This window comes from Acidobacteriota bacterium, from assembly GCA_016196065.1.
Lineage (GTDB): Bacteria > Acidobacteriota > Terriglobia > Terriglobales > Acidobacteriaceae > Acidiflorens.
Genome location: JACPYL010000025.1, coordinates 127,735 through 143,149, shown reverse-complemented (window position 1 = coordinate 143,149; position 15,415 = coordinate 127,735). Strand labels below are relative to the sequence as shown.

Annotated in this window: 8 protein-coding genes; all 8 read left to right on the top strand. The window is 56.8% G+C overall.

Annotated features, from left to right (window positions below; translation table 11 throughout):
- Positions 1–35 precede the first annotated feature (35 nt).
- The 8 genes from HY010_18425 to HY010_18390 all read left to right on the top strand — a co-directional run bounded on the left by HY010_18425 (position 36) and on the right by HY010_18390 (position 15,410).
- Complete coding sequence (locus HY010_18425) at positions 36–2,213, top strand: beta-galactosidase (GenBank protein ID MBI3477714.1); 2,178 nt, start codon at positions 36–38, stop codon at positions 2,211–2,213.
- Positions 2,214–2,230: 17 nt separating this feature from the next.
- Positions 2,231–3,163 (top strand): ROK family protein, encoded by a 933-nt coding sequence (locus HY010_18420; protein ID MBI3477713.1) that lies wholly within the window; start codon positions 2,231–2,233, stop codon positions 3,161–3,163.
- The gene (locus tag HY010_18415) at positions 3,164–4,213 is read left to right on the top strand and encodes an SIS domain-containing protein (GenBank protein ID MBI3477712.1); all 1,050 of its coding nucleotides are present in this window, start codon (positions 3,164–3,166) and stop codon (positions 4,211–4,213) included.
- A 24-nt stretch (positions 4,214–4,237) separates the two neighbouring features.
- Positions 4,238–5,521 carry an MFS transporter gene (locus HY010_18410; GenBank protein MBI3477711.1) on the top strand — a complete coding sequence of 428 codons (1,284 nt, stop codon included), beginning with the start codon at positions 4,238–4,240 and terminating at the stop codon, positions 5,519–5,521.
- A gap of 38 nt (positions 5,522–5,559) precedes the next feature.
- Positions 5,560–6,531, top strand: a complete 972-nt coding sequence (locus HY010_18405; protein ID MBI3477710.1) for a hypothetical protein — start codon at positions 5,560–5,562, stop codon at positions 6,529–6,531.
- 40 nt (positions 6,532–6,571) lie between these two features.
- Positions 6,572–7,549, top strand: coding sequence for a hypothetical protein (locus HY010_18400; protein ID MBI3477709.1), 978 nt, complete (start codon positions 6,572–6,574; stop codon positions 7,547–7,549).
- 68 nt (positions 7,550–7,617) lie between these two features.
- Positions 7,618–11,436, top strand: a complete 3,819-nt coding sequence (locus HY010_18395; GenBank protein MBI3477708.1) for a carboxypeptidase regulatory-like domain-containing protein — start codon at positions 7,618–7,620, stop codon at positions 11,434–11,436.
- A gap of 368 nt (positions 11,437–11,804) precedes the next feature.
- Positions 11,805–15,410, top strand: a complete 3,606-nt coding sequence (locus tag HY010_18390; protein ID MBI3477707.1) for a TonB-dependent receptor — start codon at positions 11,805–11,807, stop codon at positions 15,408–15,410.
- The last annotated feature ends 5 nt before the right edge of the window (positions 15,411–15,415 follow it).

Below are 15,415 nucleotides of genomic sequence, written 5' to 3'. Positions count from 1 at the left end.
CGCTGGCATGACGAGAAGGGAAGCAAGTGAGAAATATGAAGACGCGTTGGCTGACCAAGCTCACAATCGTGGCCTTACTGGTGCTGTCGTTTGGTGCAATTTGCTCTGCGCAGCAACCGGCACGACCCTCAACTGCGACCGATGCTGTCAAAAAGCTGCCACCTGTTCACCTGGAAAATGGCTACTTCACGCGTGATGGCAAGCGATTCCTTCCGGTGGGGGCGCACTGGGTTCCGGCAAAGGCGGCGATGCAGTGGCCGGTCGAATGGGATCCCAAAGACATCGAAGCTGATTTTGCGAAGATGCACGAACTGGGCTACAGCATCGTCCGCTTCGACACGATGTGGGCATGGTTCGAGCCGCGTCCTGGGGACTACAAGCCGGTCGCATTCCAGCAACTCGATTACCTTGTGTCGCTGGCGCACAAATATCAGATCTATCTTCATCCGTCATTGTTCATTGGGGGCGAGGTTGGTGAAGCGTACTGGGACGTGCCATGGCGGCATGGACGGCATCCGCATGCGGACCCGGAAATGCTTCGTTTGGAAACGAATCTCGCGGCTGAGTTCGGAAAGCATTACGCCAATGAAAGCGCGATCATCGCATGGGACCTGACCGACGAGCCTCCGTTCTGGATCGTGCAAGGACAGACCACCGACGCCATGGCGATCAACTGGACTCGCCTGATCGCAGGTGCGATTCGTCGCGAAGACAAACTCCATCCCATCGTGGTCGGGACCAGCGGGGAAGAGATCGGCCACGGACCGTTTCGTCCAGACAACATCGCGAAGGAAGTTGATTTCTTCAGCGTGCATCCGTTCACGATCTACGGCCCCGATCTGTTTCCGGATCCCATGCTCTCTGAGCGTGGCACCTATGGCGCTGCATTTGAGATTGCACTGTCGAGTGGCGCGGGCCGTCCCGCGATGATTCACGAGATGGGCGGATCGACGGCGCAGTATTCGCCCGATCGTGTAGCCCTCTATGACCGCCTGCAGATTTATTCGGGGATCGCGGCGGGATCGATCGGTGTCGACCTGTGGTGCTACACAGATGCATCGCCCGAGCAGTATCACAAAGCGCCCTATCTGCGAACTCCGCAGGAAACGCGTTGGGGAATGACGACATGGGATCGCCAGGACAAGCCGCTGGCGACCGAGTTTAAGAAGATATCGAAAATTGTTGGGCAGATGGATTTGACCGGCGTATCACCTGCTCCCGCCGAAGTTGCGATTCTCATCCCGGGAGAATGGGCGCGCACGCACGGAGATTTCTCCGGCTTCGGACTGACTGGTCCAGAGGTCACGCCCTACGTTTCCACCTTTGATGGCGATGCCATGCCCGGACAGCCCCAGCCAAATCTGGGCAGCGATAACCAATGGTTGATGAGTTCCGCGTTGAACACTTTTATTCTGGCTCACCGTGCGGGACTAAAAGCTGATTTTCCACGTGAGCATGACAACTGGAACTCGCGGCCGATGCTCTTTCTACCGTCGCCGCTGACCAGCACAGCCAGTGTCATCACCCACGTGCACTCGGATTTCTACGAGAAAGCTCGGAATTATGTCGAGAACGGCGGCTTCTTGTACGCGTCGGTAGCGGCGGACGCAGCGATTCCGGACATGGAGACAATTTTCGGAGCGCGACTTGTGGACACGAATACGGCGTCCGAAGTGACGCTGAAAATAGTGGAGCCTTTCGGTGGATTGAAGCCGGGCGACACGTTTCATTACACGCTTCCCGGAGCGAATCCCCGCATGTGGGGGGCGCTGCTGGAAGTGAAAGGCGGCAAGGTGATTGCCGTCGATCAGGATGGGCGACCCGCGCTGGTTGCGAATACGGTCGGATCAGGCAAGACGCTGCTGTCTGCATATCCGATTGAAACGTATCTCGCGAATACGCCGTCCGCGTTCGAGAAACCTGAATCCACCCATCGCATTTACGAAGCGTTCCGCAACTGGACAGGTGTCAAGCCGGCATTCCAGAGCGATCAGCCATCTGTAGAAGTGACCTCGCTGCGCGCGGATCAGCGCGGCTATGCAGTGGTGGTGAATCACAGCGCGCAGGCCGTGAGCACAACGATTTCTACATCACTGTCCGTGAAGTCGATCCGGCAGATGGGAACGGACGGTCCCAAGCCGCTGTCGATGAACGGCTCAACCTGGAAGACGGAATTGCAACCGTATGAAGCGGTAATCGTGGAGTGGAAGTGAACACTACGCAGGCGCAGATGATCGGAGCAGTCGATATTGGCGGGACAAAGATTGCCGTGGGCATCGTGGATAGCGCTGGCCGCGTGCTTGCGCATACGCAGTGCGCGACCGACGCCGAACGCGGCTACGGCGAAGCGCTCGCGCGAATCGAAAACCTGCTGCGCACAATGGCGTCGGCGGCTGGTGGGGCACTGGCAGGCATCGGCATTGGCAGCACCGGTCCCGTGGATCCATTCACAGGCGAATTCGGAGCCGTCAATTTTTTCCCAAACTGGTGTGGACAAAATCCCGTGAAGGATCTGGCGCGCATCTTCGGTGTTCGCGTTGCCATGGAAAACGATGCTGACGCCGCTGCGCTTGCTGAGGCCGGATGGGGCGCGGGGCGCAACAAGAAGCGCCTCATCTATGTAACCGTCGGGACCGGAATCGGAGCGGGCATCATTCTCGACGGGCAACTCTATCGCGGGGTCGACGGCGCTCATCCAGAACTGGGACATCACGTGATTGATACATCCGGTCCGCTTTGCGATTGCGGATTTCATGGATGCTGGGAATCGCTGGCGGCTGGTCCAGCCATGGTTTCGTGGATGAAAGTAAGTGCGCCTGCCGACTATCCGCAGCGCGACGCCCTTACGGCGAAACGAATTTGCGAACTCGCCCGCGATGGCGAGACTTGGGCCAGCCAAGCTGTGCGGCGAGAGGCTCACTACCTCGGCCTTGGCCTGGCGAATCTCGTCACCATGTTTGCTCCCGACGCGATTGTGCTCGGAGGAAGCGTCATGAAGAGTGCGGTGCTCTTCCTCGAGGAGATCCGCAAAACGATTTGCCGATGCTGCCGATTTGTACCCTACGACAAAACTGAGTTGGCCCTCGCCTCCTTGGGAGAAGACGCCAACCTGATCGGTGCGGCGCGGGTATGGCATCACCGGTTCGCTAGAGAGGAAGCATAGATGCACGACGATCTCACGACTATCAACGGTGCATACCTGGGAGACATTCTTCATCAACCCCAGGCATTGGAGAGCACGCTGGCTGGACTGGAAACCTCGAAGGCGCTGCTGGACTTGGCGTCCCGACTGAACCGCGGACGGTTCCATCGGGTGGTGCTGACTGGCATGGGTTCGTCTTTTCATGCACTGCATCCTCTCCATCTCGAACTCATCAGCCAGGGATTCACCGCACTTATGGTGGAGACTTCCGAACTGATTCATTACAAGAAAAAGTTCTTCGATCCCAAGACGCTGCTGATCGCGGTGTCGCAGTCGGGCCAGAGCGCGGAGATGGTCCGCCTCGTTCAGGTCAACCGCAAGCACTGCCCGGTGATTGCCGTTACTAATACCGGCGACAGCCCGCTCGCGAAACACGCAACTGCCGCCGTGATTACGAGTGCCGGGAGCGAGTTTTCCGTATCCTGCAAAACCTACGTCACGGCTCTCATGGCGCTGAAGTGGGTGGGGGACGTGCTCTGTGAGCGCAATCTCAAGCGCACGCGACAGGAGTTGAGGCACGCGTGCCCGGCTGCGGCCGCTTACCTGGTGGATTGGAAGGACTACGTTCGCGAGCTGACGCAGGTTTTGCAAAACTCCCGTCACTTGTTTCTGGTCGGCCGCGGTGCTTCGCTGGCAAGTGCAGGTACAGGCGCCTTGATCATCAAGGAGTCTGACCATTTCCACGCGGAAGGCATGAGTAGCGCGGCCTTCCGCCATGGGCCTTTTGAAATGCTGGGACATGAAACGTTCGTGCTGGTTTTCGCGGGCGATGCGAAGACGCGCGACTTGAACCGCCGAATGTTGTTCGACATACGCGAGAACGGAGGGCGCACCGAAATCGTCGAGAAGGATGCGCCACTGCCGCCATTCCGTATTGCTGAACACGGTCCGGCCATCCGGCAAATTCTGGAAATACTTCCGGTGCACATGATCACGCTCGCTCTGGCCGTGCAAGCAGGAAGAGAGCCTGGACGTTTTCAGCTGGCAACCAAAGTCACGACGATCGAGTAAGGCGGGAAGGGAATAGTACTTTCGATGAAGCAAACGTCGGCACGAAATCGCACCATGGTCGGTTTGGTCTTCCTGACATTCTTTGTGATGTCGCTGTTGACCAATATCCTCGGCCCGATCGTGCCCGACATTATCAGTAGCTTCGGCGTGAGCCTTGCCGCGGCTGCATTTCTACCTTTTTCCTTCTTCATTGCCTACGGAGTGATGTCGATTCCGGCGGGCTTCTGGGTCGAGCGGTTCAATGAGAAGCCCGTGATGATTGCCTCATTCCTCGCGGGGACGATCGGGTCGCTCAGCTTCGCGCTTTTCCCGACTTACCACGTTGCGGTCGGATCCCTGTTTGTCATGGGTGCAGGCATGGCAACGCTGCAAGTTGCCATCAACCCGCTGTTGCGCGTGTCGGGCGGAGAAGAGCACTTCGCGTTCAATTCGGCGTTCGCCCAATTGATCTTCGGGACCGCGTCGTTCGCAAGCCCGCGAATCTATTCCTACCTGGTGGAGAATCTCGGCAAGCCCACCGGTAAGAGCAACTGGCTCCTCACGACACTGGCGAAAATCACGCCTCCAGCGCTTCCTTGGGCTTCGATGTATTGGATCTTCGCGGTGTTTACCGTGCTCATGATTGTGGTGCTAGTTTTTCTGCGCTTCCCGCGGGTAGAGCGGACGGCAGATGAATCTGCCGGATCGCTGGAGATGTACAGCAGTCTGCTGCGCAAACCGATGGTGTGGGCTTTCTTCTTGTGCGTCTTTGCCTATGTGGGATGCGAACAAGGCACATCCGACTGGATCTCAAAGTTCCTCGCGCAATATCACGGTTACGATCCGCACACGACTGGCGCGACTGCCGTGTCGTGGTTCTGGGGAATGTTGACCGCCGGCTGCTTCGTCGGCATGGGTCTGCTGAAGTTATTCGATAGCCGCAAGGTGCTGATCGGATTTTCCGTCGGCGCACTTCTGTGTTTGACCGCTGCGCTCTTCGGGCCGGCGCGAGTCTCTTTGATCGCGTTTCCGGCGATCGGCTTGTTCGCCTCGATCATGTGGCCCGTGTTGGTGTCTCTGGCTCTGAACTCGGTTTCGGAACATCACGGTCCATTTGCCGGAATCCTCAGCACGGGAATCATGGGAGGCGCGGTCGTCCCTCTGATCATTGGCCGCATCGGTGATTTCGCCGGACTCCGCGCGGGAGTTGCGTTCCTATATGTGACGTTCGGATGCGTTCTCAGTGTTGGTTTCTGGGCAAAGCCAATCATTACGAACGCGACGATCTTGAATCGGGAAGAACTGGTCGCATCGGGTCCAACCGCATGACAGCAACACAGCGATCCGAGCCAAAGGAAGGAGGAGCAATGCGCAGCAAGTGCACGGGTACCTCGCTGGCAAGATTCCTGGCAGCGACTGTGTTCGTGACGCTGTCTGCATACTCTTTCGCGCAGCGTCCCGTCCCCGCACCGATTCACGGCGTGACGGCAGATGACAAGAATGACATTCGCGATCCCAAGTTCCTTGCGGCATTGATTGCTTCGCTGCAACATCTTTCGGTAAAGCCGACGACGAGAATCGTCTACAGCCCGGGCAAAGAGAAATTCAATCCCGCGAGTTCCTACCTGGAAGCAACCCGGCAGATCCGCAATGTCGGATTCGTCTTCGGGCAGCCCCTCGACTCCTTCTACATGCGCTGCTTTACGCCGGCGGAGCATCTTTCCCGGTTCAAGGATTACGTGAGCACGATGGGCGAAGCCGTCGACATTTGGGAAGTGGGGAACGAGATCAACGGAGAGTGGTTGTTCGGTGACACGACGAAATGCGTGCCGAACTCGTCGGTCAGTTCGACGTCACAAGCGGATGTCGTGACCAAGATGACCGAAGCCTACGACTACCTGAAGTCGCAAGGAAAAGTGACCGCGCTCACGCTCTACTACAACACGCCGGACGCCCAGCCCGCTGCCAATGAAATGTTCATGTGGGCAAACGCCAACATTCCCGCCCGCATGAAAACAGGGCTCGACTATGTGCTGGTGAGTTACTACGAACTCGATTTCCACGGCTACAAGCCCGATTGGCAAATCATGGCCAGCCGTCTGGCGGAGATGTTCCCCAACTCCAAGCTTGGCATTTCAGAGTTTGGTTGGTCTGAAAAAAAGCCCGCGGATTCGATTGTGAAAGATGTGATTCAACGCTACTACGCCGTCCGTCCCAACGTGAAGAACTGGGTGGGTGGAGGTTTCTATTGGGAGTTTGCCATCGATGCTGTGCCGTACGACCCAGCGCCAGATTCCATGTGGAGCGCGATCAATACGGCGATGGCAAACCAGAAGTGAAGTGCTCGAAAAGTTCGACGAATCGTGAAGAGGAGCAAACATGTTGAGCCAGGTTCGCAAGTGCGGATTTCTTATTGGAATCATCCTTCTAGTTTTGTTGGCAGCATCCCTCGCTGCCGCGCAGCCGGCGCCCGGGGACCCAGTCCCATACTTGAAGTTGAGCACTCCGCGCCGCGTGCTTCCCGACGCTCAGAATTGGGAGAAGAACGAGTTTCCGCACACCATGTCGGTGCTGGAGATGAAGCGCGGCGGCTTCCGCTATTGGGGATGGTATGGGCTGAATGAAGGCGAGGGAATCGGCCTCGCGCGCAGTAATGATCTGGTCGCGTGGACCAAGTACGACCAGAATCCATTGTGGACGAATGCGCGCTGGCCATCGGTCCTTGCGAAGGCCGATCCGAAACACAAAGACGTTCTTTACTTTGCGATTACGCGTGAGTACGACACGCCGAGCAGCGACATCGTGCTGGCGAGCTCGAAGGACGGAATCCATCTGACCGAAGAAAAGGTTCTGGTCGCTGGCGTTCCTAACCAGCGAAATCAGAATCCCAATCTGTTCCGCGATCCCAAGACCGGTCGCTTCTATCTCACGTTCTACCGTGGCAACGACAAAGATCACTTCGAAATCATCAGCAAGAGTGCCGCTTCTGTAGTCGATCTCGACAAGGCGCCAGAGAAAGTGTTGCTCAAGTCTGAGACCACGATTGCCGCGCCCACGCTGCTCTACGTCAAGGGAGTGAAGGCCGGCAAAGGCGCGGGGACCTACTACCTCGCCACGGAAATCTATCCGCATCGCTACACCGACGATCCCGAAGGGGAGTGGCAAGTGAAGGTCTTTGCCGGAGATGCCCCGGATGGCGACTTCCAACCCGTGGAAGGGAGTCCCACGATGCGGGGCCAACGCGCCTGTCTGTTTCAACACATTTTTAATAACCGGTTCTATGGCTATGACTGCCATCTCGAGTCGCCGGATCACTGGGTGCTTGAAGAAGTGGAAGCGCCACTTCCGAAGAAATAGACCTGCGAGATGTGACTGAAAAACCGCAATGCGCACGGCATTGAAATTGAGGAATCGAGGAGACCGTTATGACCGAAGTTAAGAAATGCGAACCAGCAGCAGATCGAAATGCCCGGTTCAGTTCGATGTGGTTGAGCCTTGCCGGTACTCTGGCGAGCCTGGTGTGCATCGTTGTTCTTCTCTTCGGATATGCTGCCCCTGCGCACGCTCAGCTCTATGCCGGCTCCGTAACCGGCGTGGTCAGCGATCCCACGGGTGCCATGATCCCCGATGCGGATGTCACGTTGACGGACGCCGAGAAGGGCTTCCAATTCACGGCGAAGGCGGATTCGAAAGGGCGATATCTCTTCCGCGCCGTGGCGCCCGGCACTTACAACCTGTCGGTGAAAGCGGCTGGTTTCAAGGATCAGGCTCACACCGGCATCAAGGTTGACGTCAACCAGAACGTGGGCGCGGACGTCGTACTGACCGTGCTCGGTACCCTGGAGACGGTGAATGTGTCTACCGCGGCTCCCCTGCTGGCCACCGAGGATGCGGTATCCGGGCAGGTGATCGACCGCAAGTTGATCAACGATCTTCCGCTCAATGGCAGAGGAGTCTTCAACCTGGCATTTCTTGCCCCAGGCGTGACCGAAGTGGACGCGGCTTGCATGGGATGTTCCGCTAATAACTTCGTCTCGAACGGCAGTCGCAATGCCACCGCCGACATTCTGATGGACGGCGTCACCACCACCAACTACGAGCAGAACAGCGGCATCCGCGTCGATACCTACACGCCATCGGTGGATGCTGTCGAAGAGTTCAAAGTACAGGAATCAAACTTCAGCGCTGAATTCGGTTTCAGCGGTGCGACCATTGTGAATCTTGTCACGCGCTCTGGTACAAACGCATTCCACGGCAGCGCCTATGAATTTCTTCGCCACTACAAGATGGATGCGAACAACTGGTTCGCCAATAACCAGGGAATTCCGATTCCTTCGCTTCGGCGCAATAACTTCGGTCTTACGTTCGGCGGGCCGATCGTGAAAAACAAGACATTCTTTTTCTTCGACTATGAGGGCGTACGACAGACTTCAGCCTATGGGCCTGTGTTCTATGGCGTACCGAGTGATGCCGAGAAGAGTGGCGACTTCGGTGAAGTCTGTACTCATAACGGCGGCGCATTCGACGATCAGGGCAATTGCTCGAATCTAAACGGGCAGGTATGGGATCCCTACTCCGGAACGTACGATCCGAATGTCGGAGGTGCAAGGCGCCTTGCCCCGATCCCGTTCAACAATCTGACAAACTACACCAGCACGGTGGATGCGAACCATCCTGGCAATCAGATTCTAGCCAGCTATCCTGAAGCTGCTCCCTATCGACTGCCGGGCGGACCAGGCAATCTGATTGACCCGGTTGCGCAGAAGTTGATGAACTACTTCCCGGAACCCAACTACAACGTCGGCACCCCCGACTACAGTCCATTCATCAACCGGGTCGACTCCGGTGCAACCAAGGGCAGCACTAATCAATGGGACCTGAAGATTGACCACCGCTTCAGTCAGAAGAATCTGATCAGCGGCAAATACGCGCACTCTAAAAACAATTCCACTCCGTTCAACTGCTTCAGGAACGTAGCGGATCCCTGCTCCAGCGGACCGGCAACGGGTGGGGCACACGTGTTCGCGCTGAATGATACCCACACCTTCACTCCCAACATCTTGCTGAACATCACCTACGGCGTTTCTCGAGGGACTTACTTCTACCCAAGCAATGCGGGAACGTTTCCGAAGGGATTCTCGGCCGTGGATTCGATTGGCGAACCTTCCTACATGAAAGACTCCGGCTATGACTGGTTTCCAGCCGTTGGCATCGGTGGATACGGTTCAGCGGGACCCTACAACAACATTGGCGGAGAACTCTACAGCTATGCCAAGCAGGGGCAGGAAACTCATCACCTGATCGGAACGCTGAGCTGGGTAAAGGGTACTCACGAGTTCAAATTCGGCGCGGAGGGCCGTTTGCACCGGCTCAACTTCACGCAACCGAATTACGCGCCGGGCGGCTATTACAGCTTCGACCAGAGCGGCACGTCAAACCCCGATTCCGGATGTACGCCTGATGAGGAACATGATTGTCCTTTCCTGGGCGGAGATGGCATGGCGAGCTTCATGATTGGCGTCCAACCGAACTCGTGGGGAATGTACGAGATTCCAAACTCTGTGGCCAGCCAGAATTTCGAGTTCGGCGGATTCGTCCAGGACAATTGGAAAAAGAGCGATCGCCTGACCCTGAATCTCGGAATGCGCTACGAGGTTGTGCGGCCCCGTACCGAGCGCTACAACCAACTCAATTGGCTTGATCCCAATGCTGAGTCTCCGATCACTCTGAATGGCAAGCATCTGTTGGGCGGGGAGCGCTTTGCCAGTTCTCACGATCGGAACTCCTACGCCACTTCTTACAAGAACTTTCAGCCTCGATTTGGTTTTGCCTACCGGCCGTTTCACAACACGGTCATTCGCGGTGGTTACGGAATCTACTTCTCCGCATGGAGAGGCGCAGTGGCCGGAAGTTCCGGAGTTGGACAACAAGGTTTCTACCAGTTGAGCAACCTGGTCACATCGTTCTTTGGCGATGGCGCTACTCCCGCCGCCAGGATGAGCAACCCGTATCCCAACGGTGGGCCGACGAAACCTCCGAAGAGCAGCCTCGGTCTCCTCAATGATGTGGGCTTTGGCAGCTACGGTCCGATTCGGAGTATCAGCAGCAAAATTCCAAATGAGCAAAGCTGGAGTTTCGGGGTGCAACACGAAACGCGTTGGCACATGGTGTTCGACGCGTCCTACGTCGGCAAGAAGGGAACGCATCTTTACTACGCGAATGCCGGCAATCTCAATCACCTGGGGCGCGAAATCGAGCACTTTACGGGAGATCAGATCGCAGAGTTAATCACGTTTGTCGACAATCCTTTTGCCGATCCCGCACAATCGAATGCGTCGCAAGTACTGGATCCAAATAACCCATTACTCTATTCGCAAATTCAGGCGCTACAGCTGAAGTTTGCGTATCCGCAGTTCGGTTCCTTCTCTGGAGACGAGCCGCCGATCGCGAACTCGCTTTATCACGCACTGCAGATTCGCGCCGAGAAGCGCTTTTCGAACGGTCTGGAATTTCTGACCACCTATACATTCTCCAAGTCGATCGACGATTCGTCGTTGACCAGTACCAACAGCGGCTATCTGGGAAGCTTTGCAAGCTTGCAAAACCCGAACAATCCAGGCGGCGAGCGCAGTCTATCCAGCTTCGATATTCCCCATGTTCTTCAGTTCAGCTACACCTACGAGTTGCCAATTGGCCGGGGTAAGTGGATTGGTAACACCTCGAATCCAATACTCAACGGCATCGTAGGTGGATGGCGGACTAATGGAATCTGGCGTTTCAGTAGCGGGCGCCCGATTAATCCTGCTTTGTACGAGTCGCGTCCTCTGCCTACATATGGAGCGCAACGTCCGAATCTGGTCGGTACTCCAAAGCGGAGCGGCGGAAAAGACTCCGACTGGATCCAGCAATACTTCACGAGCGCCGACGGCAGCGACTTCCTGGCGCAACCCGCGCAATACGCATTGGGCACGGCCCCTCGCAGTCTGGGCAGTGTGCGCAATCCGGGCGGAGCGAACGCCGATCTGTCGATGTTTAAGGAGTTCGGCCTCGGCTCGATTCGCGAAGGTATGAGATTGGAGTACCGGCTGGAAAGCTTCAACACGTTCAATCATCCGCAGTTTTGCGGGCCGGATACTACCTATGTGGATCCTGCACTTGGCCTGACCGATACGACCTTCGGCAAGATTTTCTACACTTGTAACAATCCGCGAGAGGTGCAGATGGCTCTCAAACTCTATTGGTAGAAACACAGGGCACCTGCAGTAAGAAACAGTCCTTGTCTGGCGTCGCCGTCGGCGCACCCTGCTTCAAAGTAGCCAATGAAGTGGGGTGGCCCGACCGCTCGTGGCGCGCATCCGCCGCCTTTTCGCACTCGGCGGAACATGCAACACCAAGCAGGTTTGGACACTACTCGTGCTCTTGAAATTGTGATTTTCCCGATCGCATATTTATGCGCCCTCCTCGCCGAGCTAAAAACTCCCTTGACAACGATGCAAAACGAAAGTAAAAGAAATGAAACGTAATAACCCGTTCGGACCAGCGATTGAGGCGAAAGCCGTAATTCCAGCCAGTATCAATGGCCGGATGGTGAGTTCGCTGAAGGAGATTTGCTATGAAGGGTTTGCGACCGTCTCGTTTTCTCATTTCCGTGATCATTTTCTCCTTGTGCCTGGCGCTTTCCGTGCCGGCCTGGGCGCAGAAGGACGCGGGCAGCATCGTGGGTACGGTAAAGGATGGCTCCGGCGCAGTTGTGGTCGCTGCGGAGGTCGAGGTCACCGACATCGAGCGCGGACAAACCTTCAAGACCACGACGGGCGAGTCGGGTGAGTACGTGGCCAGCCCGTTGCACGTCGGCCGATACAAAGTGACGGTGGCGAAGAGCGGCTTCAAGAAGGCTGTGTCGGAGACGGTGGAACTCAATATTCAAGGGCGCGTGGCGGTCAACGTTACGCTCCAACTCGGGCTTCTGACTGAGGAAGTGATCGTCACTGGCGCCGCGCCTTTGCTTGAAACCGAGACCTCGGAATTGGGTCAGGTCGTGGACCAGAAGCGCGTGAGCAACCTGCCGCTCAACGGCCGCAACTTTGCGCAGCTTGCTTTACTTAGCACCGGAACGGCGCCGAGCGAACCCGGCGCCCGCGACGAAGGTGGATACGGCTTCAGTGCCAACGGAGCGCGGTCACTGCAGAACAATTTCCTGCTCGACGGCGTGGACAACAATTCCAATTTGCCCGATCTGCTCAACGAAACCAATTTTGTGATTCAGCCACCGGTCGAGGCTCTGCAGGAATTTAAGGTCCAGACCAATGCGTACAGCGCAGAGTTCGGGCGCGGGAACGGGGCGATTGTCAACGCGGTCATCAAGTCGGGAACGAACCAGATTCACGGATCGGCGTGGCAATTTTTGCGCAATAACAAACTTGACGGCCGCAACTACTTCGACGATCCCACAAAGTCTGCTCCGCAATATCAGCAGAACCAATTTGGGGTGACCTTCGGCGGTCCGATTTATCTTGGGCATCTGTACGACGGGCGGAGTCGCAGTTTCTTCTTCGTGGACTACGAGGGCCTTCGCGTGCGGCAGGCGCAGACGCAGACCGCATTCGTGCCGCCGGCGGGATGGCGGACGGGAGACTTTTCCGACCTGATCGATTACACGAGCGTGACCGGCACCGATTGCAACGGCAGGCCAACTTACGCGGGAGAAATCTTTGATGCGCGGCTGGCGCAAGTGGGCATCGAGGGGCAGGCGGACTGTGGCGTCCCCTTTCAGTATGACGAGTCCGGCACGGCCCTGAATATTATTCCGGCAACTCCGGTAGTGGCGGGAGGCGGTTCGCTGGATCCGCTGGCGTTACGCTTAGCCGCACTTTACCCGGCCGCGGGACCGATCCAGTCGAGCGGCAACAACTATCTGGCGAATCCGGTTCGTGCCGAAACGCGCAACAACTTCGATGCCCGTGTGGACCAGAAGTTCTCCGACAAGGACAACGCGTTTTTCCGCTTCAGCTTCGAGCATCAACCAAGTTCGATTCCGGGTACGTTTGGAGGATTGGCGGACGGGGGTGGATTCTTCAGCGGCAACGAAGACTTTTCCTATCGCAGCATCGCCACCAGCTGGACACATGTTTTCAAGCCTGAACTGATCAACGAATTCCGATTGGGCTACAACCGGGTGAATGCGCAGCGTCTACAACTGAATGCCGACGTCAATGTGTCGGCTGATCCGAGTATCGACTTTCCCGGAGTTCCATTCTCGGCCGGGATCGGCGGATTGCCGCAGCTGGGATTCAGTGATGTGGCGACTTTGGGCAGTCCGACGTTTCTCCCATCGAAGGAACTGCAGAATTCCTACACCCTCTCTGAGAACATGACGTGGTTGCGAGGGCGGCATACCTGGAAATACGGGACGGAGATCCGGCGCGAGGAATTTACGATTTTTCAGCCGGCGGCGGCGCGCGGGTTTCTTGGTTTTGACAACACGCTCACCGACAATCCGGCCGCAATCGGCAACGGAGGCAGCGGATTCGCCTCGTTCATGGCCGGTCTCACAAACGGCGGTGGCATCAATAATCTCCACAACGTCGACTACTTCCGCAATACCTATGCGTTTTATGCGCAGGATGATTGGAAGGTCACTCCGAACCTGGTGCTGAATATCGGCTTGCGATACGAGCTGTTCGGAACCGTCTCGGAGCGATTCGACGATACGGGAAATTTTGACCTGAGCAATCCAACCGACCCCACCATCATCTTGCCGAAAGGGAAGGATGCGCAGTTGACACCTTTCATTTCGGGGTTCGTCAAAGTCAGCCCCACCGGGAGCCGTGGGTTGATCAACTCGGACCTGAATAATTTCGCCCCACGCTTCGGTCTGGCATGGCAGTTCGCGCCGAAGACGGTGCTGCGAGCGGGATTTGGCGTCTTTTATGGCGGACAAGAAAACGGGCCGTATTCAAATCCGAGCCCGGGCTTCAACCCGCCGTTCTTCGTCAATCAGTCGTTCGTCGCGCCGTGCAGCGCACCGTCCGCAAACGAAACATTGGATTGCCGGGTTGCGGGCATACCGTCATTGGCCTCCGGTTTTCCGAGCAGCGCCTTGACGGACCCCAACACTCCAGTATTCTTTTCCGTCGACAAGAACTTGCGAACCCCCTACATGCAACAGTGGCATCTTGGCTTTGAAAAAGAGTTGCCGGGGAACAGCGTGCTGGCTGTCACCTATGGCGGTTCGAAGGGGACCAAGCTCTACACCTTCTTCAATGGGAACCAGGCGTCGCCAACGACCGACTCGAATGCACCGACCGCGCCTCGTCGCCTCGTGAAGAGTACAGGGTGCACGCTGGATACGCCGGACAATTGCAGCCCGGTTTTTGATACTGGCATCGACTGGTTCCGATCGACGGGATCGTCGAACTACAACTCGCTGCAAGCGAGATTCGAAAAGCGCTTTTCCAAGGGATTGCAATTTGAAGCGTCGTACACATGGGCGCACTCGATCGATATCGCTTCGAATGCGAACCTGGGCCCAACTCAGAACAACAGCGACTTCCGTGACTACCGGAATGCGTCGGCGGAGCGGGGGAATTCGGACTTCGATGTTCGTCACCGTTTCGTGTTGAACTCGATCTATGAATTACCGTTCGGCCACGGCAGGAGGTTCTTAGGCCAGGCAAGCGGAATCGCAAATCAGGTCGCTGGTGGTTGGCAGGTCGCCAACATCCTCTCAATCTCAACGGGCAACTGGTACACGATGCTCGATGGCAACGGCAATTTTGCCAACGCTGACGGCGGGGCGGGCGGAGTCTCTCAGCGGCCTGACCGGGTGGGCGATCCGAACAAGGCGGGACCGGTAGCGGCAAATCCAGACTGCGTCGCGCCCGACAGAATTCGCACGCCTGCGGCCTGGTTCAACACTTGTGCCTTCATCGATCCAGGCCTAGGATCGTTCGGTAGTGTCGGACGAAATACGATTCAGGCGCCCGGCTACACGACTTGGGACATGTCGGTCTTCAAGAATTTTCATATGACCGAACGAACAAACCTGGAGTTCCGTGCGGAATTCTTCAATGTCCTGAACCACACCAACTTTTTGTTCGCGAACAGCGGCCCCCAGAACGGCAACAACGCGACTATTCTAGGGACGTCGCAGCAGGGTGCTCTCACCGCGGCGCGAACTCCACGGCAGATTCAGTTTGCCCTGAAGGTTAGTTTTTAGGCGGC

Bases quoted from the DNA above. Each gene is read 5' to 3' on its own strand.
- HY010_18390 (MBI3477707.1), top strand. From the start codon at position 11,805: ATGAAGGGTTTGCGACCGTCTCGTTTTCTCATTTCCGTGATCATTTTC.
- HY010_18400 (MBI3477709.1), top strand. From the start codon at position 6,572: ATGTTGAGCCAGGTTCGCAAGTGCGGATTTCTTATTGGAATCATCCTT.
- HY010_18395 (MBI3477708.1), top strand. From the start codon at position 7,618: ATGACCGAAGTTAAGAAATGCGAACCAGCAGCAGATCGAAATGCCCGG.
- HY010_18405 (MBI3477710.1), top strand. From the start codon at position 5,560: ATGCGCAGCAAGTGCACGGGTACCTCGCTGGCAAGATTCCTGGCAGCG.
- HY010_18425 (MBI3477714.1), top strand. From the start codon at position 36: ATGAAGACGCGTTGGCTGACCAAGCTCACAATCGTGGCCTTACTGGTG.
- HY010_18410 (MBI3477711.1), top strand. From the start codon at position 4,238: ATGAAGCAAACGTCGGCACGAAATCGCACCATGGTCGGTTTGGTCTTC.
- HY010_18420 (MBI3477713.1), top strand. From the start codon at position 2,231: ATGATCGGAGCAGTCGATATTGGCGGGACAAAGATTGCCGTGGGCATC.
- HY010_18415 (MBI3477712.1), top strand. From the start codon at position 3,164: ATGCACGACGATCTCACGACTATCAACGGTGCATACCTGGGAGACATT.